The organism is Pseudomonas sp. Marseille-QA0332 (genome assembly GCF_054950175.1).
On the sequence record NZ_CM143106.1, the window covers coordinates 3,411,116 to 3,434,121 of the forward strand.

Below are 23,006 nucleotides of genomic sequence, written 5' to 3' on the forward strand. Positions count from 1 at the left end.
AGGCTCGAGACCTCGACGCCACGGGGGTCACCTCGACTCAAGCTTGTGCAAGGCCGCCTGGCGCTGCGCTGATGGCAATCTTCCCAGCGCCACGACCTCCTGGTGAAAGCGCATCCAGTTCCCGCCCACCTGTTCGAACAGCCTGGCGAACGCCGGCACCCAGCGGTCATACAGCCCGAACGGCAGTAGCTTGGCATTGTTCAGGGGCCCTTCGATCCAGCTGTCATAGCGCCCGATGCCACCCCACCGTTCGTCGCGCAAGCGCCGGTAGTCACGACGCAGCCGTTCGAACTCGGCCTGCTTGGCCTGGCGCTTGGCCGCTTCATCGAGCGGGCCGGCATAGATCGCCTGCAATCGTCCACGCGTCGCCAGCACCAGCTGGGTGAACTGCTCGCGCTGGCGCGCGCCAGCATCGGGCGCCTGGCGTTTCCCGCGAGCCGCTCGCCATTGGCGGCTGCCCTCGCGCTCGACGAAGGTGGCGTAGGATTCGTTGAATTCGGTATCGCCCTTGACGTAGAAGCGCTGGTGCGCCAGTTCGTGGAAGATCAGCGCAGCCAGGCGCTCCTCGCCCCAGTTGAGCATCGTCGAAAGAAGGGGGTCGTCGAACCAGCCGAGGGTGGAATAGGCTTCGATGCCAGCCACGTACACATCCAGTCCTTGCTGGCGCATCAAGGCGGCCGCGCCACGTGCGGCGCCCTGCTCGTAGTACCCCCGGTAGGCCACGCAGCCGGCAATGGGAAAGCAATGGGTCACAGGTTGCAGGGAGAGTTCGGGGGTCGCGAAGAGGTTCCACACCACGAAAGGCCGGCCCAGGTCGGCATACACCCGGTAGCTGCGGTTGTCCGGCAGTTTCAGCCGTTCGCTGGCGAATGCCCGGGCCTGCCCGGCCTGGATCAGCTGCTGGCGCAAGCGTGGTGCGGTAGCCGGGTCGTCCAGCAGGGCGTCTATTGGCTCGCGAGCCTGCAGCAATTGCCACTGGCCGCGGGCCAGCTGTCCATAGTAGGTCGCGGTAGCGCAACCGTTGAGCAAAAGGATCGCCAACAGGGGAACAAAAACCCGGCCAATGCGGTCGAGTGCCCCATGGCTTGAGCGCAACAGAACAGGTCGGGGCATCGGACTACTCATTTCGCTCAACAACCGGTGCCGCCAAGACTACTTGCCAAGGGGAAGTTTCGCCATGCGTATACGCTTTGCTATCGGCACGCTCGTGCTGCTTGCCGGCTGCTCCAGCCTGCCGGATCCAGACCCCAGCCAGGCCTGGATCGATCTCGCGCCTGGGCAGGACACTGCCTTGCATGCCGTGCAGGTCGACACACGTGACTGGGCCGACCGGCGCTATTTCGAAGTTCCGCCCGGCAGCCATGAGCTGACCGTCAGGTACCAATTCGCCGTGACGCCGAGCAACATCGGCCCGGTCGAGGATCCGCTCTGGCGCGATTGCCAGCTCAACGTCACATTCAAGCAGTTCGATGCCGGCCAGCGGTATCGCCTGCAGGCGGGCAACATCGGCTTTCGGCCATGGATCAAGCTGTTCGACGAGCGGCACAAGCTGGTCAGCGAAGGGCAGCCAGCCGGTTGCCAGAGCACCTGAGCCGGCCCTGGCGGGCTATACTGTTGGGCATGACCCGCCACAGGACAGGATATGCGCCAGCTCATCACGCTGATCGGCCTCGCCATGCTGGGCGCCTGCGCCAGTCCGCTGCCACCGGCCGACCCCGGCAAGGCCTGGGTCGAACTTCATACCATCATCCCAGGCCGTCTGCTCATGGCCGACCGCCTCGATGGCCAGCGCCTGCCGGACGGCCGCTTCTTCCAGGTCCCCCCAGGCCGTCATGAGCTGGTGGTTCGCTTCGATTACGAGGTGTATGCCGGCGGCTTCGCCACCGATCCTGTCGACCGCACCTGCTACCTGACGGTGCGCTACGACCAGTTCCAGGCCGGCCAGCGCTATCGCCTCGAAGCCCGTGCTCCGGTCATGCAGCCAACCCTGTCGCTGTACGACGGGCAACGCAAGGTGCTGGTCGACGAACCCAGCGAAACCTTCTGCATTCCCTGAAGTGACCCAGGCTGCCGACCTTCAACGGTCGTTGTTCTGGTAGATGATCTTCTTCGTGCCGCCTTCACAGCTGCCTACCACCATGTTCTGGTCATGCACCTCGCTGTTGGGCACGATTTCCAGGGTATAGACACTGACCCCACTGGCCTGGATCTTCGCTTCGATCTCGGCCTTGAGCTCCTCGCACGGCTTGGGGGCAGCCATGCTGGCCGTTGCCAGCAGCGAGAGCACGGCGATGAAGGCGGGACGGATCATGGAACGGCTCCTGGCAATTTGACGACCTCGGATGAGCGTTTGACCAGCACGAGCCGTTCCCGTTGCGTGACCTCAGGACACCAGCTTGGCATCCAGGGTGATCTGGGCATTGAGCACCTTGGAGACAGGACAGCCGGCCTTGGCTTTCTCGGCAATCTGCCTGAACTGCTCTTCGCTGGTACCAGGTACCTTGGCCTGCAGCTTGAGATGCACGGCAGTGATGGCAAAGCCATCCGGCTTCTTGTCCAGGGTCACTTCGGCGATCGTATCGATGCGCTCGGCGGTCAGGCCACTCTCGCCCAGCATCATCGACAGCGCCATGGAGAAGCAGCCGGCATGCGCGGCGCCGATCAGCTCTTCCGGGTTGGTGCCCGGAGCGCCTTCGAAACGCGTATTGAAACCGTAGGGCTGCTCCTTGAGCGCGCCACTTTCGGTGGACACACGGCCCTTGCCCTGCTTGAGATCACCTTCCCAGATTGCCGATGCGGTCTTTTTCATGATGCCTCCTGGACATGCGTTATGTGCCTAGGGATTGAGAAAACAGTCCGTTCGGCAAGTTCAGCGCAATCATTGGCGACGCATTGACTCTCAAGGATATGCCCATACAACGTTGCAAAGGCCTCGTCGCCCAAGACCCTTGTGGAGATTCCAATGAAGCACTTGCGTGATCTGAAGATTTCAACCCTGGACCTGGTGCCAGTGCGTGCCGACCTGGGGACAGCCCAGGCCCTGCACAACTCCCTGGACCTGGCCCGGAACGTGGAGCGCTTCGGCTACGAGCGCTTCTGGATCGCCGAGCACCACAACATGGATGGCATCGCCAGCTCCGCCACTGCCGTGCTGCTGGGCTACCTGGCCAACGGCACCTCGACGATCCGGGTCGGCGCAGGCGGCGTGATGCTGCCCAACCATGCGCCATTGGTGATCGCCGAGCAGTTCGGCACCCTGGCCTGCCTTTATCCAGGGCGCATAGACCTTGGCCTGGGTCGCGCCCCGGGCTCCGATCAGATGACTGCTCATGCCTTGCGCCGGGAGCGCTCCGGCAGCGCCGACGACTTCCCCGACGATGTCGAGGAGCTGGCGCGCTATCTCGGCCCGCGTACACCGCAACAACGGGTCATCGCCGTGCCAGGCCATGGCACCGAGGTTCCCCTCTGGCTGCTTGGTTCGAGCCTGTTCAGCGCCCAGCTGGCAGGCATGCGCGGGTTGCCATATGCCTTCGCCTCGCACTTCGCGCCGCGCTACATGCACGAGGCGATCCGCATCTATCGCGATCATTTCCAGCCATCGGACGTCCTCGGCAAGCCCTACGTCATGCTGGGAGTACCGATGGTCGTGGCTGACACCGACGAGCGCGCCGAGTACCTGGCCACGTCGGTATACCGGCGTATCCTGGCCTTGATTCGCGGCCAGAGCCTGATGCAGCAGCCCCCAGTCGAAAGCATGGATGGCCTGTGGCTGCCTCATGAGCGCGACGCGGTAGGCAGCTTCCTGGGCCTGGCCATGATCGGCAGCCCGGCGAAGGTACGCGCCAAGGTGGATGTACTGCTGCAACAGACTGGCGCCGATGAGCTGATCTTTACCTGCGACCTCTACGAACATGCCGACAGGGTACGTTCCTATGAGCTGCTGGCGCAGGCATTGAAGGGCGACTGAGCACTTCGAAGCCGCCTCGGGACAGGCAGGGCAGGCCCTGCGTGCCCGAGGCGGCTGCGGCAGCCTGGACGGCGCTCAATGCCCTCAGTCGCGGCGATAGACGATGTCCTTGGTACCGCCTTCGCAGCTGCCGATGACCTTGCCGCCACCGGCGCCCTTGTCGACGATCTCCAGCACATATCCCTGTACGCCCTTGTCACGCAGCTTGGCATCGATTTCCGCCTTCAGTTCCTCGCACGGCTTGCCTGCCGCCAGCGCGGTACCTGCCATGGCCATGAGACTCATTGCCACAACCAGCTTCTTCATGCTCGTACTCCTTTTCCAGATCAGGGCCAGGGCGCCATCCGGACGTCCCTGGATCGTCGTTGCAGCGGCCAGGCGCCACGCCGCTGGGTGCTCCTCAGCTGGCGTTGATGCGGAAGCCGACCTTCAAGGTCACCTGGAAGTGCGCCACCTTGCCGTCCTGGATATGGCCACGGGTTTCCGCCACTTCGAACCATTCCAGATGCTCGATGGACTTGCTCGCTTCAGCCAGCGCATTGTGGATGGCGTCTTCGATGCTGGTGGTCGACGAACCGACCAGTTCGACCAGCTTGTAGGTGTGGTGATCCGACATGAATGCTCTCCTTGGGAGGTATTGGACAGTGGCCAATCCCGGCCTGACGGGCGGGCCTTGTCTAGCTGCGAGCCTCCCTCGAAGCGGAAAGTTCGATTGCACTTTCGGCCAGCGAGGCAGTCGCATTTTCCAGTAACAGCCCATCCCACTTCGAAGGAGACACCTCATGGCCAACAACTCGCTGCGCAAGGCCTCGCTGGAAAGCATGGAAGCGGAGATCGAGAGCCTGCTCAAGACTCTGGAGAACCTCAAGAGCGACGCCTCCGAAGAGTCGACCAAGAGTCTCAAGGCCATCCGCTCGAACGCCGAGACCGCGCTCAAGCACTCGCGCAACCTGATCAGCGATGCCTACGAAGAGGTCAAGACCCGCACCCGCAAGACCGGTGTCGCTACCCGTGACTATGCCCAGGAGCATCCCTGGACCACCGCCGGCGTGGCGGTAGGCGCCGTCGGCCTGCTGGCGGCCTGGCTGCTCTGCAAGCGCAACTAGTCGACCTGCCGCTCCAGTTCGGTACGCAACCACAAGGCCAGCCGCTCGGCTCGGCCGTCGCTGGCGTAGCGCGGCACCCAGAGGGCAAGCACCGCCCTGGTCGCGGTGAAGCCCCAAGGGGCCAGCAGCCTGCCCGCACGCAAATCGTCCGCTACCAGCGGCTGCGGCGCGATTGCCACGCCCAGGCCGGTCAAGGCCGCTTCCAGCAGATAGTACAGGTGCTCGAAATCCTGGCCGAGCTCGAGGTCGGCCGGGTCCAAGCCCTGTTGGCGGGCCCAGGTCGGCCAGGCCTGCGGACGCGAGCTGGTCTGCAACAGGGGCTCGTGGAGCAGGGCCTGGACCGGTGCGCCGCGCAGGCGTTCGACGCCTTCGAAGTGCGGGCTGAGCACCGGGCCGATGCATTCGCGCACCAGCACATGCACTTGCATGTCCGCAGGCCATGGTGGTTCGGCGAACACCAACAGGGCGTCCAGCCCTGGCCGGCGTGGATCAAGGTCGCCTTCACCTGCCGACAGGTGCAGGCGCAGCTCGGGCAGCTCGGCATTGAGCCGCCCCAGGCGCGGAATGAACCAGCGCGCCAGCAGGCTGCCAGGGCAGCCCAGCACGAAAGGCGCATCGCTGGCCCCTCGCATCAGGGCCGCACAGGTGTCGCGCAGGCGGCCGAACGCTTCGTGACTGGCCTCGTGAAGCTGGCTGCCGGCAGCCGTGAGTTTGAGGCCGCGCCCATCCTTGGCGAGGAGGGCCACGCCAAGATGTTCCTCAAGTACCTTGAGCTGACGGCTTATCGCCCCATGGGTGACATGCAGCGACTGCGCGGCGCGGCTCACGCTACCGAGCCTGGCGGTTGCCTCGAACGCCTTCAGAGCATTCAACGGTGGAAGTTCTCGAGACATATCGTGTGAGTTTTCCTGACAGGAGGGTGCAATCTTATCGGTTTTCAGCCAAGCCTGCGCTGGGTAGAGTGAAGCCCATCCCGATCCTCCCTGGAGAACACCATGACCCAGACCAACTTCCGCGCCGGCCCCGATGCCAATGGCCTGTTCGGCTCGTTCGGTGGCCGCTACGTGGCAGAGACCCTGATGCCATTGGTGCTGGACCTGGCTCGCGAGTACGAAGCCGCCAAGGCGGACCCGAAGTTCCTCGAGGAGCTGGCCTACTTCCAGCGCGACTACATCGGTCGGCCCAACCCGCTGTATTTCGCCGAACGCCTGACCGAGCACTGCGGCGGCGCGAAGATCTTCTTCAAGCGCGAAGAACTCAACCATACCGGCGCGCACAAGGTGAACAACTGCATCGGGCAGGTGCTGCTGGCCCGGCGCATGGGCAAGAAGCGCCTGATCGCCGAGACCGGCGCCGGCATGCACGGCGTGGCCACCGCCACGGTCGCCGCGCGGTTCGGCCTGCCCTGCGTCATCTACATGGGGGCCACCGACATCGAGCGCCAGCAGGCCAACGTCTTTCGCATGAAGCTGCTGGGCGCCGAGATCGTCCCGGTCACCGCTGGTACCGGCACGCTCAAGGATGCGATGAACGAGGCCTTGCGCGACTGGGTCACCAACGTCGAGGACACTTTCTACCTGATCGGCACCGTGGCCGGCCCGCACCCCTATCCGGCGATGGTGCGTGATTTCCAGTCGATCATCGGCAAGGAAACCCGGTCCCAGTTGCAAGAGAAGGAAGGTCGCCTGCCCGACAGCCTGGTCGCCTGCGTCGGTGGCGGCTCCAATGCCATGGGTCTGTTCCACGAGTTTCTCGATGAGCCGAGCGTGCAGATCATCGGTGTCGAGGCCGGTGGCCACGGCGTGGATACCGACAAGCATGCCGCCAGCCTCAACGGTGGTGTGCCGGGTGTCCTGCACGGTAATCGCACCTACCTGCTGCAGGACGAGGATGGCCAGATCACCGATGCCCACTCGATTTCGGCCGGCCTGGACTATCCCGGCATCGGCCCGGAGCATGCCCACCTGCACGAAGTGAAACGTGTCGAATACGTCAGCATCACCGATGACCAGGCGCTGGACGCCTTCCATGCCACCTGCCGCCTGGAAGGCATCATTCCAGCGCTGGAAAGCTCGCATGCGCTGGCCGAAGCCATGCGTCGCGCGCCCTCGCTGCCCAGCGACCACCTGATGGTGGTGTGCCTGTCCGGTCGTGGCGACAAGGACATGCAGACCGTGATGAATCACATGGCCGCCCAGGAGAAACAGGCATGAGCCGCCTCGAACAACGCTTCCACGACCTCAAGGCCGAAGGCCGCGCCGCGCTGGTCACCTTCATCACCGCCGGCGACCCTGGCTACGAGGCTTCGCTGGAGATCCTCAAGGGCCTGCCCCAGGCTGGTGCCGACGTGATCGAGCTGGGCATGCCGTTCACCGATCCAATGGCCGATGGCGTGGCCATCCAGCTGGCGACCCTGCGCGCCCTGGAGGCGGGCCAGACGCTGGCCAGGACCTTGCAGATGGTCCGCGAATTCCGGGTCGGCGACCAGACCACGCCGATCGTGCTGATGGGTTACTACAACCCGATCCACCGTTTTGGCGTCGAACGCTTCATCGCCCAGGCGCGTGAAGCGGGCGTCGATGGCCTGATCATCGTCGATCTGCCACCGGAGCATGATGCCGAACTAGCCGACCCGGCCCATGCCGCCGGCATCGACTTCATCCGCCTGACCACTCCGACCACCGACGACGCGCGCCTGCCGCGCGTGCTCGAACGCAGCTCCGGCTTCGTCTACTACGTTTCGGTGGCGGGCGTGACCGGCGCGGGCTCGGCGACCACCGAGCATGTCGGCGAAGCGATCGCCCGGCTGCGCCGGCATACCGACCTGCCGGTCAGTGTAGGCTTCGGCATCCGCACCCCCGAGCAGGCCGCGACCATCGCCCGACTGGCCGATGGTGTGGTGGTGGGTTCGGCGCTGATCGACAAGATCGCCCAGGCCAAGACCGCCGAGCAGGCGGTGAGCGATGTGCTGACGCTGTGTTCGGCGCTGGCCCAAGGGGTACGCAGCGCCCGTTGAGCAGGAACCTGCTGGCGCGGCCCAGCGCTGCGCCAGCCAGGCATTTCACCCCGCGAAAATCGTCAGATCCAGCGGCCTGACCGCGCCCATCCAGATCGCATGGTCGCGGTGATCGGCCAGTTCGTCTCCGGTCAACGGATGCATGAACACCACCAGCCCGCGCCGGTTGAGTGCCAGCCAGGGCAGGACCACGCCCACGACCTCGGGCCCGAACGCCAGTTGGCAACTCCAGTCCGGATGAGGGCCTACCGGCCGTCGATGCATCCGTCCCATGCTCACCGGAAACAGGCTGGCGGCCTCTTCGCACAAGTGTCGCGCCTGCTCGAAGCGGGCGGCGTCGTAATAGACGTGGGCATGGTAGCCCTGGATCTTCTGCACGATGACTCCTTACCGGGAAGGGTACAGGCCACGCCAGTCGATTCCGGCCTGCCAGTGGACCGGACTATACCTGGCCCACTTCCCTCGGGCGACCGGAGCGCTCGTGCGTCAGCCAATCGACGAAACACTCGACCAACGCGCGTCGGCGCTTACGTGGCGGCAGCACTACATGGTAACCGTAGTCCGACTTCAGGCTTCCCTCGAAAGGCCGGCACAGCAATCCTTGGTCGACCAACCCATCGACCAGGTGGTGCCAGCCGATCGCCATGCCCTGGCCAGCGATCGCGGCCTGGATCAGCAATGTGTAGTTGTCGAAGCGCAACTGGCCCGACGGCGGCGGAGCCTCCAGGCCCAGACGGCGAAACACAGCCGTCCAGTCGAACCAGCGGCTGGCCTGCTCGCCGCGCAAATGCAGCAATGGCATGCGCGGTAGGTCGGCGATCGAGAGCGCCAGGCTCTCCACAAGACGCGGGCTGCACACGGGAAAGACTTCTTCGTCGAACAATCGCCGACCCTGGCCGTGGTTCACTCGGTCATCGCCGAAGAGCACGGCCACGTCGATGTCAGGCCGCAGCATGGCCTGGTTGCGCTCGCCAGTGACCAGGCTGACATCCACGTGCGGGTTGGCCTGATGAAAGCGTGGCAGACGGGGCATCAGCCAGAAGGATGCGAAGGCGAAATCGGTGGCGACCTGGAGCACTTCGCGCTGCCCCTGGCCAGCCACCTGGACGAGTCCTTCATCGATGAGCGACAGGCCTTGCCGGACATGCTCGAACAGCAGGCTGCCAGCCTCGGTCAGTTCGATGCCTCGATAGATGCGATCGAACAGGCGCTTGCCCAGTTGCCGTTCCAGACGCTTGATCTGCTGGCTGATGGCGGGCTGGGTAGTACCCAGCTCCAGCGCGGCCAGCGTGAAACTGCGACCGCGAGCGGCGGCCTCGAAAACCCGCAGGCTATCGAGGGCAAGGCTCCCCAGAGGCTCTAACATAAGCGTGGCTAATCCTAGTCATTGTCCGCCATGGGCTTTACCCGATTTATGCGCCTATCCATCCTTGCTGGCAAGCGGTCCCCATAAGCCTGGAAGATGGAAAACCCTCGATGAAGCGCCCCAATATCCTGTTCATCATGGCCGACCAGATGGCCGCGCCGCTGCTGCCCATTCACGGGCCGTCGCCGATCCGCATGCCACACTTGAGTCGGCTCGCCGCCAAGGCGGTGGTTTTCGACAATGCCTACTGCAACAGTCCCTTGTGCGCGCCGTCGCGCTTCACCTTGGTCAGCGGCCAGCTGCCGAGCCGCATCGGCGCCTACGACAACGCCGCCGACTTGCCCGCCGACGTGCCTACCTATGCCCACTACCTGCGCCGTCTCGGTTACCGCACGGCGCTTTCGGGGAAGATGCATTTCTGCGGTCCCGACCAGTTGCACGGGTACGAGGAACGCCTGACCAGCGACATCTACCCGGCCGACTACGGCTGGACGGTCAACTGGGACCAGCCCGAGCATCGGCCAAGCTGGTACCACAACATGTCATCGGTGTGGCAGGCCGGGCCGTGCGTGCGCACCAACCAGCTGGATTTCGATGACGAGGTGGTATTCAAGGCGCGCCAGTACCTCTATGACCATGTGCGAGCCGCCGCCGATCAGCCGTTCTGCCTCACCGTGTCCATGACCCATCCCCACGATCCCTACACCATTGCTCAACGCTACTGGGATCTCTACCAGGGCGTGGACATCCCCATGCCCGAAGCCTTGCCGCAGGACGCACAGGACCCTCATTCCCAACGCCTGCTGAAGGTCTACGATCTCTGGGACAAGCCACTGCCGCAGGCGCGGATCCGCGCAGCTCGACGTGCCTACTTCGGTGCTTGCAGCTATATCGACGACAACATTGGCGCGCTGCTGCGCACGCTCGAGGAGTGTGGCCTGGCCGACGACACGATAGTCGTCTTTTCCGGCGACCACGGCGACATGCTTGGCGAGCGTGGCCTGTGGTACAAGATGCACTGGTTCGAGATGTCCGCGCGCGTCCCGTTGCTGATCCATGCGCCCACAAGGTTCGCTGCGCGCCGGGTAACGCAAGCCGTCTCTACCTGCGACCTGCTGCCGACCCTGGTGGAACTGGCCGGCGCAACGCCTGAACCGGACCTGCCGCTCGATGGCCGTTCGTTGCTGGGCCATCTGCAGGGTCAGGGCGGTCATGACGAGGTGATCGGCGAATACATGGCCGAAGGCACCACCGGCCCGCTGATGATGATCCGCCGGGGCGCGTACAAGTTCATCTACAGCGAGGAAGACCCTTGGCTACTCTATGACCTGAGCCGTGACCCGCACGAACGGCAGAACCTGGCCAGCAGCCCCGAGCACCAGGTACCGCTCCAGGCGTTCGCCGAGCAAGCTCGCCAGCGCTGGGACATGCCCAGGCTGCGCCAGCAGGTACTGGCCAGTCAACGTCGTCGCCGACTGGTGGCCGAAGCCTTGGCCATCGGCAAGCTGAAAAGCTGGGACCATCAACCTTGGGTGGACGCCAGCCAGCAGTACATGCGCAACCACATCGATCTCGACGACCTCGAGCGCAAGGCACGTTATCCACAGCCCGTCCCATCGATCGACTAGAGAGGCCGCCATGAAAAAGTTTTCCACAAGCGTGCTCGCCCTGGTTTTCTGTCTGTGCACCCATGCCATGGCCGACGTCGATTCCGACGCGCAATGCACTGCCGTGAAGCTGGCCGACCCTGGCTGGAGCGACATCGCGACGACCAATGCCGTGGCCCGCCTGCTGCTGGGAAGTCTTGGCTATGAAGTCAGGATCGACAGCCTGGCCGTTCCGATCATCTATGGAGGGCTCAAGGATGGGCGTATCGATGCGTTTCTCGGCAACTGGATGCCAGCCCACCAAGGCTTTCACGACAAGTTCATCGCCACTGGCGACGTCCAGCGACTGGCCCGTAACCTGGAAGGCACCCAGTTCACCCTGGCGGTACCTGATTACGTCTGGGCTGCCGGGGTGAAGGACTTCTCCGACTTGCACAAGCATGCCAGCCAGTTCGGCAGGAAACTCTACGGCATAGGTTCCGGCGCCCCGGCCAATCTTTCGCTGCAGGAACTGATCGACCAGAACGCCTTCGATCTCGAGGAGTGGAAACTGGTGGAATCCAGCGAACAGGCGATGCTCGCCCAGGTCAAGCGGGCAACGCAGAAGCAGCAGTTCATCGTCTTTCTCGGCTGGACCCCTCATCCGATGAACGTGCAGCTGAAGATGCACTATCTCTCGGGAGGCGAGAAATGGTTCGGTAGCAAGGGCGAGGTATACACAGTGGCGCGTCGAGGTTATCCACAAGCCTGCCCCAATGCCGCCAGGTTACTGGAGAACCTCAAGTTCGACCTGGACATGGAAAACGCCATCATGGCCGAGGTTGTGGATAAAAGGCTCAGCTTCGACACGGCTGCCAAGGCTTGGATCAAGGCGCATCCCGAGCGCCTGACAGGCTGGCTGGCAGGTGTCACCGACAAGGCGGGTGGCGATGCGCTGGAGGCAGTGAAGAAGGCGTTATGAAGGTCAGGCCGAGGTCTGGGCACTTGCCAATGCTTGCAGCTCGGCTCGACTGCCTTCACCCTGAGTCCCTCCAGCTTCGAGGATCGACACCCGACCATGCGCCGCTCGAACTACCTGCTGCCCCTTCTCGACTGGCTGCCCCTGCTGACGCGTCGCAGCCTGCGCCAGGATCTGCTGGTCGGCCTGAGCGGCGCCATCCTGGCCCTGCCACAATCGATCGCCTACGCGCTGATCGCTGGCCTGCCCGCCGAATACGGCTTGTACGCCGCCATCGTTCCGGTGCTGGTGGCGTCCCTGTGGGGCTCGTCCTGGCATCTGATCTGCGGCCCGACCGCGGCGATCTCGATCGTGCTCTACGCGGGCATCAGCCCCCTGGCCCTGCCTGGTAGTGCCGACTACATCACCTTGGTATTGCTGTTGACCTTTCTCGGCGGTGCATTCCAGCTGCTGCTCGGGCTGCTGCGCTTCGGCACGCTGGTCAATTTCGTCTCGCACTCGGTGGTCCTGGGCTTCACCCTGGGCGCGGCGGTGGTGATCGCCCTGGGCCAGTTGCCCAATCTGCTGGGTCTGGACCTGGCCAGCCAGGCGACGGCACTCAAGAGCGTGCAGGACCTGGCGCGTCATGCAGGCGAAGTGGACCTGCCTTCGCTGACCCTGGGCCTTTGCACCCTGTTGATCGGGCTTGTGCTCAAGTCCTGGCGTCCACGCTGGCCGGGCCTGTTGATAAGCCTGGTGCTGGTCAGCCTGGCCGCCTGGTCGCTGCCCAGCCTGTTCGGCCAGGTACCGCGCGTGCCGGCGTTCGTCGGACAACTGCCACCACTGGCCGGTCTGCCCCTGCTCGATCTGGAGCTGCTCCTGCGCCTGCTGCCCAGCGCGGTGGCGGTGGGCATGCTTGGGCTGGTCACCAGCCTGTCCATCGCGCGCTCGCTCTCGGCTCGCTCCGAGCAGCTGATCGATGCCGACCAGGAAATCCGCGCCCAAGGGCTGTCGAACATCATCGGCCCGTTCTTTTCCGGTTACCTGTCATCCGGTTCCTTCACCCGCTCCGGGCTGAGCCTTGACGCCGGTGCTCGCTCGCCCATGGCCGGGGTGTTCTCGGCCGGCTGGGTGGCACTGTTCGCCGTGGCGGGTGCCGGCCTGATCGCCCATCTGCCGATTCCGGCCATGGCTGGCAGCATCCTGCTGATCTGCTGGGGGCTGGTCGATCATCGGGCCATTCGTGCGCTGTTCCGGGTCAGCCGCTCCGAGTTCGCGGTCATGGCCCTGACGGCAGGCGCCACCTTGCTGCTGGAACTGCAGACAGCGATCTATGCCGGGGTGCTGGCCTCGCTGTTCTTCTACCTCAAGCGCACCTCGCGGCCCCGCGTGCAGCAGGGCAGGGAAGGCGACGCCGACGTGCTACGGGTCGGCGGCTCGATCTTCTTCGGCGCCGCGCATTATCTGCAGGTACGCCTGCAACGCTGCCAGGGCCCGCATGTGATCATCGACGCCCGGCAGATCAACTTCATCGACTATTCGGGCGTGGACATGCTGCATCGCGAAGCGCGCCGGCTGAGGCGTGCCGGAGGCAACCTGACCCTGCAGCGCGCCCGCCCACAGGTGATCGAGGAACTGCAAAGGCTCGAAGGGGCGCAGGCGTGCCCGATTCGTTTCGATGGCCAGGGGTGAGGCTGCAACCGGCCAGCCGACGCTGGCCACGCTCATCCCTGGGCCAGTTGTCGGCGCAGCTCCTCCAGTACCGGGCCAGTCTCTGGCCGTACCCCGCGCCAACCTGCGAAGGCCTCGGCTGCCTGTTCGGCGAGCATGCCCAGCCCATCGAGCACCTTCGCCGCGCCCAGCCGCGTGGCCCATTGGCAGAACGGCGTCGGATCCTTGCCATACATCATGTCGTAGCACACCGTGCGCCCAGGCTCGACCAGGCTGTCGGCAAGCGGAGGAAGCTCGCCGGACAGGCTGGCGGAGGTGGCGTTGATGATCAGGTCGACCGGCTTATCGAGCGAGGCGAAGCCGCTGGCGACCACCGCTCCCAGGTCGGCGAACTCCAGAGCCAGGTGCTCGGCCTTCTCCACGGTGCGGTTGGCGATCAGCAACAACCTGGGCCGTTGCGCCAGGATCGGCTCGAGCACACCGCGCACGGCGCCACCGGCCCCCAGGATCAGGATCCGCTTGCCGGCCAGCTCGACCCCGGCGTTGACCGTCAGGTCGCGCACCAGCCCGGCACCGTCGGTGTTGTCCCCCTGCAAGGAACCGTCCTCCAGCCTGGTCAGGGTGTTCACCGCAGCGGCTCGTCGCGCGCGTGGCGTCAGGCTGTCGCACAGGCGATACGCTTGCTCCTTGAACGGCACGGTGACGTTCGCCCCCTGGCCTTGCTTGAAGAATCCCAAGGCACAATCGCTGAACCCATCGATGGGCGCCAGCACGGTGCTGTATTCCAGCGCCTGGCCAGTCTGCCTGGCGAATAGCCGATGGATGAATGGCGACTTGCTGTGGCCGATCGGATTGCCGAAAACGACGTACTGGTCCATGGAAGCTCCTGGGTCATGCACAAGGGTCACTGGCCGAGCCAGTCACGGTCGGTGAGGAAATAGTCGGTCAAGCGCGCTTCCTCGCTGCCGGGAGCGGCCTTCCAATCGTAGCCCCAGCGCACTTGCGGCGGCAGTGACATCAGGATCGATTCGGTACGCCCGCCCGATTGCAGGCCGAACAGGGTGCCGCGGTCGTAGACCAGGTTGAACTCCACGTAGCGACCGCGACGGTACTCCTGGAACTCACGCTGCTGCTCGGTATAAGGGGTGTGCTTGCGACGTCGCACGATGGGCAGGTAGGCCTCCAGGTAGGCATCGCCGATGGCGCGGATGAAAGCGAAGCAGGTATCGAAATCCCATTCGTTCAGGTCATCGAAGAACAGCCCACCGATCCCGCGTGGCTCACCGCGGTGCCTGAGATGGAAGTAACGGTCGCACCAGGCCTTGTAGCGCGGGTAGACATCGGCCCCGAAGGGCGCGCAGGCCCGCTCGGCGACCCGATGCCAGTGCACGCAGTCTTCCTCGTGACCATAGTAGGGGGTCAGGTCGAAGCCGCCACCGAACCACCAGACCGCTTCCTCGCCTTCCTTTTCGGCGATGAAGAAGCGCACGTTGGCATGCGAAGTCGGGACATGCGGGTTATGCGGGTGGATCACCAACGATACGCCAAGGGCCTCGAAGCCACGCCCGGCAAGCTCGGGGCGATGGGCGCTGGCCGATGGCGGCAGACCGGCACCGAACACGTGGGAGAAGTTCACGCCACCTTTCTCGATCAGCGCGCCCTGGCCGATGACCCGCGTGCGGCCTCCGCCACCTGCCTCGCGCACCCAGGCATCCTCGACGAAACGGGCGCCACCGTCCTCATCCTCCAGGGCGGTGCAGATGCGGTCTTGCAGATCGAGCAGATAGGCCTTCACGGCCTCGGTACGGCTGGTCATCGGGTCACCTGGGCATGGCAGGGAAGGATTTGGCCGCTAGCATACCACTGGCTGGCGGCGCGCCGCAGTTGACGACAGGCCGGCAAAGGCGCCAGATAGAAAGCCTTCCCTGAGCCCGACGACAGGAGTGCAAGATGCCCAAGCGTATACAATTCGCCCAGCATGGCGGCCCGGAGGTCCTGCAACTGGTGGACTTCGAGCCAGCCGACCCAGGCCCGCGACAAGTGCGCGTGCGCAACCGGGCGATCGGCCTGAATTTCATCGATACCTATTTCCGTGATGGCTTGTATGCGCCGCCATCGCTGCCTTCCGGACTGGGTACCGAAGGCGCCGGCGTGGTCGAGGCGGTGGGCGAGGAGGTGACCCGACTGAGGGTCGGCGATCGCGTGGCCTATGCGGTCGGACCGCTGGGTGCCTACAGCGAGGTCCACACCCTGCCGGAGGCCAACCTGGTCAAGCTGCCCGAGGCCATCAGCTTCGAACAGGCCGCCGCGGTGATGCTCAAGGGCCTGACGGTCCAGTACCTGCTCAAGCAGACCTACGCCGTGCAGCCGGATGACATCATCCTGTTCCATGCTGCTGCCGGTGGTGTCGGCTCCCTGGCCTGCCAATGGGCCAAGGCCCTCGGCGCGCGCCTGATCGGCACGGTCGGCTCGCCGGAAAAAGCCGAGCGCGCCAAGGCGCTGGGTGCCTGGGAGACCATCGACTACAGCCGCGAGGACGTCGCCAAGCGCGTGCTCGAGCTGACCGCGGGCAAGAAATGCCCGGTGGTCTACGACGGGGTCGGTGCCGATACCTGGCTGACCTCGCTCGACTGCCTGCAGCCGCGCGGGCTGATGGTCAGCTTCGGCAATGCCTCGGGCGCGGTCAGCGGCGTCAACCTGGGGATCCTGGCGCAGAAGGGCTCGCTCTACGTCACTCGCCCGACCCTGGCGACCTACGCCGATAACGCGCAGAACACCCAGGCCATGGCCGATGACCTGTTTGGCATGATCGCCAGCGGCAAGCTGAAAGTGGACATCCAGCAGCGCTACCCGCTGGACGAGGCGGCCAAGGCCCAGCGCGAGCTGTCGGCCAGGCGCACCGTCGGGTCGACGGTACTGCTGCCCTGAAGTGGTTCGGGGTCGCTTGGCGGCCCCCGGCTGCGCCAGTGCCTGGCGATGCGAACCCAAGGCAATCGACAGGGTCCGTAGGTCTTTCGCTAGCTATCGGTCAGACAGGCTTCGAGGAAGGCTCCAGCACGCTCGCTGGGGCATTCCAGCTTCCTGCAGGGGATGCAGGTGTCGCAACGCGGGTCCACAGGCAGCGCCGCGCAATCCTCGACCGTGGCCGACAGACGCGCCGTAGCGCGCCGCCGGGCCGCTGCCAGGCGCCGCGCGACCGGCCTCGGCTGGCCCTTCAACCTGGCCGCACGACTTCGCCAGTGATCAGGTTGCGAATGACGCTCGGGTTCTTTCTGCCCCCCAGCGCACCACCGAGCACGTGGTCCAGGTCGCCGTGGAAATACTGCTCGACCCGCAGCCGGGTCCTGGCAGCGGGGCGACCTGCCGGGTTGGCCGAGGTGGAGATCAACGGCCCGACCAGGGCGCACAGTTCGCCGACCTGGGGATGATCGCTCACGCGCAGGGCCACGGTGTCATGCTGGCCGGTCACCCACTCGGGCAGCAGGTCCTGGTGCGGTACCAGCCAGGTGTTCGGGCCAGGCCAGGTACTGGCCATGCGGTCGATCCACGCTTCGGGGAAGCCCTCGAACAGGAAGTCGAACTGGCGGATGTTGTCGGCCACCAGGATCAGGCCCTTGTCCACAGGACGCGACTTGAGCGCCAGCAGGCGATACACCGCGTCTTCGTTCCATGGATCGCAGCCCAGGCCCCAGACCGCCTCCGTGGGATAGGCGATCACCGCGCCTGCCCGAATCTCACGCGCGGCTTGTTGCACACGCCAACTGCTGACCATGTTCGCTCTCCCGAGAATTTCGTCGTGCAGTTTACTCAGACGCACCGGGCAAACCAACGTCCGGCTTCGTTGCTGACCCGCCCCTCCAGCTCCAGTTCCGTCAGGCTGGCCAGCACCTGGGCAAGCGGCTGGCCGCTGCCATGGGCCAGCCCTTCGGCAGTCTGGGGCGCCGCGTGCAGCAGCGCCAGCAAGGGATGGGAGGGATTTTCCACAGGCGCCGGCGGCAAGTTCTGCCAGCCACGCAAGCTGTCGAGGATCTGCTCGACGCTTTCCACCAGCAGGGCGCCGTCGCGGATCAACTGATGACAGCCTTTCGCGCCAGGGTGATGAATCGAGCCGGGAATCGCATACACCTCGCGTCCCTGTTCGGCCGCCAGTCGCGCCGTGATCAACGAGCCGCTGGCCAGGCTGGCCTCGACCACCAGCACACCCAGCGACAAGCCGCTGATGATCCGGTTGCGTCGCGGAAAGTTGCCAGCGAGCGGACCGGCGTCCAGCGGGAACTCGGAAACCACCGCGCTACCGACGTCGATCATGGCTTGCGCCAGGCTGCGGTGGCGCTGTGGATAAAGTTTCTGCAAGCCTGTTCCCAACACCCCGATGGTATGCCCACCGGCTTTCATCGCCGCCTGGTGGGCAGCCCCATCGATACCCAGGGCCAGGCCGCTGGTGATGCAGAAACCTGCCTGCGCCAGGCAGCGGGAAAACGCCGCCGCGGTGTCGAGCGCTGGCGGCGAGGCGCGGCGGCTGCCGACGACCGCCAGCTGTGGACGCTCCAGCAGCTGCGGGTCGCCTGCCACGAACAGCAGCGGTGGCGGTGCATCGATTTCCGCCAGCAAGGGCGGGTAGGCGGCATCGTCCCACATCAGCAAATGCTGGTTCGGCCGCTCTAGCCAGGCCATTGCCGCGGCGGCACCGTCACGTACCTCGGGGCTGCGGCGGGCCTCGCTGCAGGCTGGCGGAAGGCCCAGCGCCTGCCAGGCGCTGGCAGGCGCACCCAGGGCCGAAGAGGCATTGCCGAAGGCCTGGATCAGTGTGCGAAAGCGCTGCGGACCCAGCTCGGGCAGACGATGGATACGCAGGCGCGCTTCGAGCTCGGCGGGGGAACAGTCTGGAAAAGCAGGGCTGGACATGCGGATCTTCCTTGATCGACACAGGTTCGTCCCAGGCTGACAACCTGTGGATAACTCTGTTGATAATGATTTGAAAAGCTGTCCATCACATGTGTGTACAGACGGCCGCTCATACCCTAGCCGAGCTTTGCCAGGTGCCGAATGCCACGATTCCCTTTATTATGTGTGTTCAGTTTTCAACCGAACGCACAGTACGTCACAGACTATGGCCATCTTGAACATCCTCGAATTCCCGGATCCGCGCCTGCGCACCGTCGCCAAACCGGTGACGGAAGTCGACGACGCCCTGCGCCAGCTGATCGACGACATGTTTGAAACCATGTACGAGGCGCCCGGCATCGGCCTGGCCGCCACCCAGGTCAATGTCCACAAGCGCGTGATCGTCATGGACCTGAGCGAAGATCGCAGCGAGCCTCGGGTCTTCATCAACCCCGAGCTCGAAGAGCTGACCCAGGACATGGGCCAGTACCAGGAAGGTTGCCTGTCGGTGCCTGGTTTCTACGAGAACGTCGACCGCCCGCTGCAGGTCAAGGTCAAGGCGCTCGACCGCGACGGCAAACCCTACGAGCTGATCGCCGAAGGGCTGCTCGCCGTGTGCATCCAGCATGAGTGCGATCACCTCAACGGCAAGCTGTTCGTCGACTACCTGTCGCAGCTCAAGCGTGACCGGATCAAGAAGAAGCTGGAAAAGCAGCACCGCCAGCAAGCGTAACCCCCACTATCCAGAAGGCTTGCTCCGGCAAGCCTTTTTCTTTTGCAAGCGAGAACACCATGCGCATCGTCTTTGCGGGTACCCCTGAGTTCGCCGCCGAACACCTCAAGGCCCTGCTCGACAGTCCCCATGACGTGGTGGCTGTCTATACCCAGCCAGACCGCCCCGCCGGTCGCGGCCAGAAGCTCATGCCCAGCCCGGTCAAGCAACTGGCGCTGGCCCATGACATTCCGGTCTTCCAACCGCCGTCCTTGCGTGATGCCCAGGCCCAGGCCGAACTGCAGGCGCTGGCACCGGACCTGATGGTGGTGGTCGCCTATGGCCTGATCCTGCCGCAGGCGGTTCTGGACATCCCGCGCCTTGGCTGCATCAACAGCCACGCCTCGCTGCTGCCACGCTGGCGTGGGGCCGCGCCGATCCAGCGCGCCGTGCAAGCGGGCGACGCCGAAAGCGGTGTCACCGTGATGCGCATGGAAGCCGGCCTGGACACCGGGCCGATGCTGCTCAAGGTCAGCACGCCGATCGGCAGCGACGATACCGGCGGCAGCCTGCACGACCGCCTGGCGAACCTGGGACCTGCGGCGGTGCTGCAGGCCATCGCCGGACTGGCTGAAGGCTCGCTGCCAGGGGAAGTGCAGGATGACCACCTGGCCACTTATGCCCACAAGCTCGACAAGGACGAAGCCAGGATCGACTGGCGCCTTCCGGCTGCAGAACTCGAACGCCTGGTTCGTGCCTTCAATCCCTGGCCGGTCTGCCATAGCACGCTGGACGCCGAGACCGTCAAGGTGCTCGCCGCCGAGTTGTCCACAGGTAGTGGCACGCCTGGGGAAATACTGGCCGCCACCAAGGACGGCCTGGTCGTCGCCTGTGGCGAACAGGCGCTGCGCCTGACGCGCCTGCAACTGCCAGGTGGCAAGCCATTGAGCTTCGCCGACCTGCTCAACAGCCGCCGCGATAAATTCGCCAGCGGCAAGGTACTGGGCCAATGAATCCGCGCCTGGCTGCCGCCCGCGCCCTGGCCGCTGTCCTGAGCGGCAAGGCATCGTTGAACAGCTCGCTTCCCGCGCAACTGGACAAGGTCGACGAACGCGATCGTGGCCTGACCCAGGACCTGGCCTTCGGTACGGCCCGTTGGCAGCCCCGGCTGGACCTGCTGGCCGCGCAACTGTTGCAGAAACCTTTCAAGAGCGCCGACAGCGACGTGCAGGCGTTGCTGCTGGTGGGGCTGTACCAGCTGTTTCACACCCGTATTCCCGCCCATGCGGCGATCGCCGAAACCGTTGGCTGCGCCGACAAGCTCAGGAAACCCTGGGCCAAGGGTTTGCTCAATGCCGTGCTGCGTCGTGCGCAACGCGAGGGCGAAACCATCCTGGCCGGCCTGGAACGCGATCCGGTCGTGCGTACCGCGCATCCGCGCTGGTTGCAGAAGGCGCTCAAGGCATCCTGGCCCGAGCGCTGGGAAGCCATTTGCGCGGCCAACAATGCCCATCCGCCCATGATCCTGCGGGTCAACCGCCGCCACCACGCCCGGGATGCCTATCTGGCGCTGCTCGCCGAAGCCGGCATCGAGGCCACCCCATGCCGCCATTCCCGCGATGGCATCGTGCTCGCTCAGGCCTGCGACGTGCGCAGCCTGCCCGGCTTCGCCGAGGGCTGGATCAGTGTCCAGGACGAAGCCGCGCAGCTGGCCGCCGAACTGCTCGACCTGGCGCCAGGCCAACGGGTGCTGGATGCCTGCTGTGCACCGGGGGGCAAGACCTGCCACCTGCTCGAAGCGCAGCCCGGCCTCGGCGCGGTGCTGGCCATCGATCTGGAAGCCAAGCGCCTGGCACGCGTGCGCGAGAATCTCGAGCGCCTGGGCCTGGATGCGCAACTGCTGGCCTGCGATGCCCGCGATACCGCCAGCTGGTGGGATGGTCAGCCGTTCCAGCGCATCCTGCTGGACGCACCCTGCTCGGCGACCGGCGTGATTCGCCGCCACCCGGACATCAAGCTGACCCGCCAGCCCGATGACATTGCCGCGCTCGCAGCCTTGCAAGGCGAGCTGCTCGATGCCCTGTGGCCGACCCTGGAAGTCGGCGGCGTGCTGCTCTATGCCACCTGCTCCAGCCTGCCAACGGAAAACACCGAGGTGATCGAGGCTTTCCTGGCCCGTACCCCGGGTGCCCGCGAGCTCGACCTGACGACCGACGCCGGCCTGCGCCAGCCCCATGGGCGCCAGCTGCTGGCCGAAGAAGGCGGCCACGACGGTTTCTACTATGCCAAGCTGATCAAGATCGCCGCTCACGCTCAGCGGCACAGCGAAGGGACTCGCGGATGAAGATCATCATCCTTGGCGCCGGTCAGGTTGGCGGTACCCTGGCCGAGCACCTGGCCAGCGAAGCCAACGACATCACCGTGGTCGACACCGATGGCGACCGCCTGCGCGACCTGGGCGACCGCCTGGACATCCGTACCGTGCAAGGGCGCGGCTCGCTACCGACCGTATTGCGCCAGGCCGGTGCCGACGATGCAGACATGCTGGTCGCTGTCACCAACAGCGACGAGACCAACATGGTCGCCTGCCAGGTTGCCTACACCCTGTTCCACACTCCGACCAAGATCGCCCGGGTCCGTGAACTGTCCTACCTGACTCACAAGGAACTGTTCGACAACGAGGCCATCCCGGTCGACGTACTGATCAGCCCGGAACAGGTGGTGACCAACTACATCAGCCGCCTGATCGAACACCCCGGCGCCCTGCAGGTCATCGACTTCGCTCGGGGCAAGGCTCAGCTGGTGGCGGTCCGGGCCTACTACGGTGGCCCGCTGGTCGGCCAGCAATTGCGCCAGATCCGTGCGCACATGCCGAACGTGGACACCCGGGTCGCGGCGATCTTCCGCCGTGACCGGCCGATCAAGCCTCAGGGCGATACGGTCATCGAGGCCGACGACGAGGTCTTCTTCATTGCCGCCAGGCACGATATCCGTGCCGTGATGGGCGAGCTGCGCCGACTCGACGAAAGCAACAAGCGGGTGGTCATCGCCGGCGGCGGGCAAATCGGCGAACGTCTGGCCGAAGCCATCGAAGGTCGCTATCAGGTAAAGATCATCGAGAAGAGCCTGGCCCGGTGCCGGCATCTGTCCGACAACCTGGAAAGTACCGTGGTCCTGCAAGGCAGCGCCTCGGACCGCGACCTGATGGTCGAGGAGAACATCGCCCAGGCCGACATCTTCCTGGCGCTGACCAACGATGACGAGGCCAACATCATGTCGTCGCTGTTGGCCAAGCGGCTCGGCACCCGCAGGGTGATGACCCTGATCAACAACCCGGCCTACGTCGACCTGGTCCAGGGCGGCGAAATCGACGTGGCCATCAGTCCACAGCTGGCGACCATCGGTACCTTGCTGGCCCATGTGCGCCGTGGCGACATCGTCAGCGTGCATTCGCTGCGGCGTGGCGCGGCCGAAGCCATCGAGGCGATCGCCCATGGCGATGCCCGCTCGAGCAAGGTGGTCGGCAAGGCGATAGGCGATATCCTGCTCCCAGAAGGCACCACCATCGGTGCGATCATCCGGGACCAGCAGGTTCTGATCGCCCATGGCGACACGGTGATCGAGTCAGGCGACCATGTGATTCTGTTCGTGGTCGACAAGAAGTACATCCGCGATGTGGAGAAGCTCTTCCATGTAGGGCTGAGTTTCTTCTAGGCTGTGTACGAAGGCGCCGGCTCGGC

General features: G+C 65.0%; 26 protein-coding genes. 14 read left to right on the forward strand and 12 right to left on the reverse strand.

Annotated features, from left to right (window positions below; all coding sequences use genetic code 11):
* Window positions 1-27: 27 nt before the first annotated feature.
* Window positions 28-1,098, reverse strand: a complete 1,071-nt coding sequence (locus tag ACY8GK_RS15690) for an aminopeptidase (protein ID WP_196175600.1) — start codon at window positions 1,096-1,098, stop codon at window positions 28-30.
* 79 nt (window positions 1,099-1,177) lie between these two features.
* On the opposite strand from ACY8GK_RS15690, the gene ACY8GK_RS15695 reads away from it, so the two are divergent.
* On the forward strand, window positions 1,178-1,591 hold the full coding sequence (locus ACY8GK_RS15695) for a PA0061/PA0062 family lipoprotein (RefSeq protein ID WP_196175463.1): 414 nt from the start codon (window positions 1,178-1,180) through the stop codon (window positions 1,589-1,591).
* A gap of 51 nt (window positions 1,592-1,642) precedes the next feature.
* A complete protein-coding gene (locus tag ACY8GK_RS15700) occupies window positions 1,643-2,056 on the forward strand; it encodes a PA0061/PA0062 family lipoprotein (protein ID WP_196175461.1) in 414 nt (137 codons plus the stop codon).
* A gap of 21 nt (window positions 2,057-2,077) precedes the next feature.
* Here the strand turns inward: ACY8GK_RS15700 and ACY8GK_RS15705 are convergent, their stop codons facing one another.
* Both ACY8GK_RS15705 and ACY8GK_RS15710 read right to left on the reverse strand, forming a co-directional pair.
* On the reverse strand, window positions 2,078-2,311 hold the full coding sequence (locus ACY8GK_RS15705; protein WP_196175459.1) for a DUF1161 domain-containing protein: 234 nt from the start codon (window positions 2,309-2,311) through the stop codon (window positions 2,078-2,080).
* Between the two features lie 72 nt (window positions 2,312-2,383).
* Window positions 2,384-2,809 (reverse strand): OsmC family protein, encoded by a 426-nt coding sequence (locus ACY8GK_RS15710; RefSeq protein WP_196175457.1) that lies wholly within the window; start codon window positions 2,807-2,809, stop codon window positions 2,384-2,386.
* Window positions 2,810-2,962: 153 nt separating this feature from the next.
* Here ACY8GK_RS15710 and ACY8GK_RS15715 point away from each other — a divergent pair, with 153 nt between their 5' ends.
* Window positions 2,963-3,967, forward strand: a complete 1,005-nt coding sequence (locus tag ACY8GK_RS15715) for an LLM class flavin-dependent oxidoreductase (protein ID WP_462401593.1) — start codon at window positions 2,963-2,965, stop codon at window positions 3,965-3,967.
* Between the two features lie 84 nt (window positions 3,968-4,051).
* On the opposite strand, the gene ACY8GK_RS15720 is transcribed toward ACY8GK_RS15715, so the two are convergent.
* Together ACY8GK_RS15720 and ACY8GK_RS15725 are read right to left on the reverse strand one after the other, a co-directional pair.
* Window positions 4,052-4,273, reverse strand: a complete 222-nt coding sequence (locus ACY8GK_RS15720; RefSeq protein ID WP_196175453.1) for a DUF1161 domain-containing protein — start codon at window positions 4,271-4,273, stop codon at window positions 4,052-4,054.
* Between the two features lie 94 nt (window positions 4,274-4,367).
* Window positions 4,368-4,583, reverse strand: a complete 216-nt coding sequence (locus ACY8GK_RS15725; RefSeq protein WP_196175451.1) for a dodecin — start codon at window positions 4,581-4,583, stop codon at window positions 4,368-4,370.
* 166 nt (window positions 4,584-4,749) lie between these two features.
* Between ACY8GK_RS15725 and ACY8GK_RS15730 the strand changes: the two genes are divergently transcribed.
* Window positions 4,750-5,073, forward strand: a complete 324-nt coding sequence (locus tag ACY8GK_RS15730; protein ID WP_196175449.1) for an ElaB/YgaM/YqjD family protein — start codon at window positions 4,750-4,752, stop codon at window positions 5,071-5,073.
* Here ACY8GK_RS15730 and ACY8GK_RS15735 read toward each other — a convergent pair.
* A complete protein-coding gene (locus tag ACY8GK_RS15735; protein WP_196175447.1) occupies window positions 5,070-5,966 on the reverse strand; it encodes a LysR family transcriptional regulator in 897 nt (298 codons plus the stop codon). The genes ACY8GK_RS15730 and ACY8GK_RS15735 overlap by 4 nt on opposite strands.
* A gap of 102 nt (window positions 5,967-6,068) precedes the next feature.
* Here ACY8GK_RS15735 and trpB point away from each other — a divergent pair, with 102 nt between their 5' ends.
* Window positions 6,069-7,286: a tryptophan synthase subunit beta gene (gene trpB / locus ACY8GK_RS15740; protein WP_196175445.1), complete on the forward strand. Its 1,218-nt coding sequence runs from the start codon at window positions 6,069-6,071 to the stop codon at window positions 7,284-7,286.
* On the forward strand, window positions 7,283-8,089 hold the full coding sequence (gene trpA, locus ACY8GK_RS15745; protein WP_462401594.1) for a tryptophan synthase subunit alpha: 807 nt from the start codon (window positions 7,283-7,285) through the stop codon (window positions 8,087-8,089). The genes trpB and trpA overlap by 4 nt, the downstream gene beginning before the upstream one ends.
* Window positions 8,090-8,134: 45 nt before the next feature.
* On the opposite strand, the gene ACY8GK_RS15750 is transcribed toward trpA, so the two are convergent.
* Both ACY8GK_RS15750 and ACY8GK_RS15755 read right to left on the reverse strand, forming a co-directional pair.
* Window positions 8,135-8,467, reverse strand: coding sequence for a DOPA 4,5-dioxygenase family protein (locus tag ACY8GK_RS15750; RefSeq protein ID WP_196175441.1), 333 nt, complete (start codon window positions 8,465-8,467; stop codon window positions 8,135-8,137).
* 64 nt (window positions 8,468-8,531) lie between these two features.
* The gene (locus ACY8GK_RS15755; RefSeq protein ID WP_196175439.1) at window positions 8,532-9,455 is read right to left on the reverse strand and encodes a choline sulfate utilization transcriptional regulator; all 924 of its coding nucleotides are present in this window, start codon (window positions 9,453-9,455) and stop codon (window positions 8,532-8,534) included.
* Between the two features lie 110 nt (window positions 9,456-9,565).
* Between ACY8GK_RS15755 and betC the strand changes: the two genes are divergently transcribed.
* The 3 genes from betC (at window position 9,566) to ACY8GK_RS15770 (ending at window position 13,691) form a co-directional block, all read left to right on the forward strand.
* Entirely contained in the window at window positions 9,566-11,083 is a 1,518-nt protein-coding gene (gene betC, locus ACY8GK_RS15760) for a choline-sulfatase (protein WP_462401595.1), read from the forward strand.
* Between the two features lie 10 nt (window positions 11,084-11,093).
* Window positions 11,094-12,023, forward strand: a complete 930-nt coding sequence (gene choX, locus ACY8GK_RS15765; protein ID WP_196175434.1) for a choline ABC transporter substrate-binding protein — start codon at window positions 11,094-11,096, stop codon at window positions 12,021-12,023.
* Window positions 12,024-12,119: 96 nt separating this feature from the next.
* Window positions 12,120-13,691 carry a SulP family inorganic anion transporter gene (locus tag ACY8GK_RS15770; protein WP_462401596.1) on the forward strand — a complete coding sequence of 524 codons (1,572 nt, stop codon included), beginning with the start codon at window positions 12,120-12,122 and terminating at the stop codon, window positions 13,689-13,691.
* A gap of 32 nt (window positions 13,692-13,723) precedes the next feature.
* Here ACY8GK_RS15770 and aroE read toward each other — a convergent pair whose 3' ends face one another.
* Entirely contained in the window at window positions 13,724-14,548 is an 825-nt protein-coding gene (aroE, locus tag ACY8GK_RS15775; protein ID WP_196175431.1) for a shikimate dehydrogenase, read from the reverse strand.
* Window positions 14,549-14,574: 26 nt separating this feature from the next.
* The gene (gene hemF, locus ACY8GK_RS15780) at window positions 14,575-15,486 is read right to left on the reverse strand and encodes an oxygen-dependent coproporphyrinogen oxidase (protein WP_196175429.1); all 912 of its coding nucleotides are present in this window, start codon (window positions 15,484-15,486) and stop codon (window positions 14,575-14,577) included.
* Window positions 15,487-15,620: 134 nt separating this feature from the next.
* On the opposite strand from hemF, the gene ACY8GK_RS15785 reads away from it, so the two are divergent.
* The gene (locus tag ACY8GK_RS15785) at window positions 15,621-16,598 is read left to right on the forward strand and encodes an NADPH:quinone reductase (RefSeq protein WP_462401597.1); all 978 of its coding nucleotides are present in this window, start codon (window positions 15,621-15,623) and stop codon (window positions 16,596-16,598) included.
* Window positions 16,599-16,884: 286 nt separating this feature from the next.
* Here ACY8GK_RS15785 and tsaC read toward each other — a convergent pair whose 3' ends face one another.
* Together tsaC and dprA are read right to left on the reverse strand one after the other, a co-directional pair.
* On the reverse strand, window positions 16,885-17,442 hold the full coding sequence (gene tsaC, locus ACY8GK_RS15790; protein WP_196175425.1) for an L-threonylcarbamoyladenylate synthase type 1 TsaC: 558 nt from the start codon (window positions 17,440-17,442) through the stop codon (window positions 16,885-16,887).
* A 35-nt stretch (window positions 17,443-17,477) separates the two neighbouring features.
* A complete protein-coding gene (gene dprA / locus ACY8GK_RS15795; RefSeq protein WP_196175423.1) occupies window positions 17,478-18,575 on the reverse strand; it encodes a DNA-processing protein DprA in 1,098 nt (365 codons plus the stop codon).
* 205 nt (window positions 18,576-18,780) lie between these two features.
* Between dprA and def the strand changes: the two genes are divergently transcribed.
* The 4 genes from def to trkA are packed head-to-tail and all read left to right on the forward strand — an operon-like array spanning window position 18,781 to window position 22,980.
* Window positions 18,781-19,287, forward strand: coding sequence for a peptide deformylase (def, locus tag ACY8GK_RS15800; RefSeq protein ID WP_196175422.1), 507 nt, complete (start codon window positions 18,781-18,783; stop codon window positions 19,285-19,287).
* 59 nt (window positions 19,288-19,346) lie between these two features.
* The gene (fmt, locus tag ACY8GK_RS15805; RefSeq protein WP_196175420.1) at window positions 19,347-20,279 is read left to right on the forward strand and encodes a methionyl-tRNA formyltransferase; all 933 of its coding nucleotides are present in this window, start codon (window positions 19,347-19,349) and stop codon (window positions 20,277-20,279) included.
* Window positions 20,276-21,610, forward strand: coding sequence for a 16S rRNA (cytosine(967)-C(5))-methyltransferase RsmB (rsmB, locus tag ACY8GK_RS15810; RefSeq protein ID WP_462401598.1), 1,335 nt, complete (start codon window positions 20,276-20,278; stop codon window positions 21,608-21,610). Before fmt ends, rsmB begins: the two co-directional genes overlap by 4 nt.
* On the forward strand, window positions 21,607-22,980 hold the full coding sequence (gene trkA / locus ACY8GK_RS15815; RefSeq protein WP_196175416.1) for a Trk system potassium transporter TrkA: 1,374 nt from the start codon (window positions 21,607-21,609) through the stop codon (window positions 22,978-22,980). The genes rsmB and trkA overlap by 4 nt, the downstream gene beginning before the upstream one ends.
* The last annotated feature ends 26 nt before the right edge of the window (window positions 22,981-23,006 follow it).

Excerpts from the sequence above, each read along its gene's own strand:
- ACY8GK_RS15695 (WP_196175463.1), top strand. The coding sequence starts at position 1,178 with ATGCGTATACGCTTTGCTATCGGCACGCTCGTGCTGCTTGCCGGCTGC.
- ACY8GK_RS15700 (WP_196175461.1), top strand. The coding sequence starts at position 1,643 with ATGCGCCAGCTCATCACGCTGATCGGCCTCGCCATGCTGGGCGCCTGC.
- ACY8GK_RS15705 (WP_196175459.1), bottom strand. The coding sequence starts at position 2,311 with ATGATCCGTCCCGCCTTCATCGCCGTGCTCTCGCTGCTGGCAACGGCC.
- ACY8GK_RS15710 (WP_196175457.1), bottom strand. The coding sequence starts at position 2,809 with ATGAAAAAGACCGCATCGGCAATCTGGGAAGGTGATCTCAAGCAGGGC.
- ACY8GK_RS15715 (WP_462401593.1), top strand. The coding sequence starts at position 2,963 with ATGAAGCACTTGCGTGATCTGAAGATTTCAACCCTGGACCTGGTGCCA.
- ACY8GK_RS15720 (WP_196175453.1), bottom strand. The coding sequence starts at position 4,273 with ATGAAGAAGCTGGTTGTGGCAATGAGTCTCATGGCCATGGCAGGTACC.
- ACY8GK_RS15725 (WP_196175451.1), bottom strand. The coding sequence starts at position 4,583 with ATGTCGGATCACCACACCTACAAGCTGGTCGAACTGGTCGGTTCGTCG.
- ACY8GK_RS15730 (WP_196175449.1), top strand. The coding sequence starts at position 4,750 with ATGGCCAACAACTCGCTGCGCAAGGCCTCGCTGGAAAGCATGGAAGCG.
- ACY8GK_RS15735 (WP_196175447.1), bottom strand. The coding sequence starts at position 5,966 with ATGTCTCGAGAACTTCCACCGTTGAATGCTCTGAAGGCGTTCGAGGCA.
- trpB (WP_196175445.1), top strand. The coding sequence starts at position 6,069 with ATGACCCAGACCAACTTCCGCGCCGGCCCCGATGCCAATGGCCTGTTC.
- trpA (WP_462401594.1), top strand. The coding sequence starts at position 7,283 with ATGAGCCGCCTCGAACAACGCTTCCACGACCTCAAGGCCGAAGGCCGC.
- ACY8GK_RS15755 (WP_196175439.1), bottom strand. The coding sequence starts at position 9,455 with ATGTTAGAGCCTCTGGGGAGCCTTGCCCTCGATAGCCTGCGGGTTTTC.
- betC (WP_462401595.1), top strand. The coding sequence starts at position 9,566 with ATGAAGCGCCCCAATATCCTGTTCATCATGGCCGACCAGATGGCCGCG.
- choX (WP_196175434.1), top strand. The coding sequence starts at position 11,094 with ATGAAAAAGTTTTCCACAAGCGTGCTCGCCCTGGTTTTCTGTCTGTGC.
- ACY8GK_RS15770 (WP_462401596.1), top strand. The coding sequence starts at position 12,120 with ATGCGCCGCTCGAACTACCTGCTGCCCCTTCTCGACTGGCTGCCCCTG.
- aroE (WP_196175431.1), bottom strand. The coding sequence starts at position 14,548 with ATGGACCAGTACGTCGTTTTCGGCAATCCGATCGGCCACAGCAAGTCG.
- hemF (WP_196175429.1), bottom strand. The coding sequence starts at position 15,486 with ATGACCAGCCGTACCGAGGCCGTGAAGGCCTATCTGCTCGATCTGCAA.
- ACY8GK_RS15785 (WP_462401597.1), top strand. The coding sequence starts at position 15,621 with ATGCCCAAGCGTATACAATTCGCCCAGCATGGCGGCCCGGAGGTCCTG.
- tsaC (WP_196175425.1), bottom strand. The coding sequence starts at position 17,442 with ATGGTCAGCAGTTGGCGTGTGCAACAAGCCGCGCGTGAGATTCGGGCA.
- dprA (WP_196175423.1), bottom strand. The coding sequence starts at position 18,575 with ATGTCCAGCCCTGCTTTTCCAGACTGTTCCCCCGCCGAGCTCGAAGCG.
- def (WP_196175422.1), top strand. The coding sequence starts at position 18,781 with ATGGCCATCTTGAACATCCTCGAATTCCCGGATCCGCGCCTGCGCACC.
- fmt (WP_196175420.1), top strand. The coding sequence starts at position 19,347 with ATGCGCATCGTCTTTGCGGGTACCCCTGAGTTCGCCGCCGAACACCTC.
- rsmB (WP_462401598.1), top strand. The coding sequence starts at position 20,276 with ATGAATCCGCGCCTGGCTGCCGCCCGCGCCCTGGCCGCTGTCCTGAGC.
- trkA (WP_196175416.1), top strand. The coding sequence starts at position 21,607 with ATGAAGATCATCATCCTTGGCGCCGGTCAGGTTGGCGGTACCCTGGCC.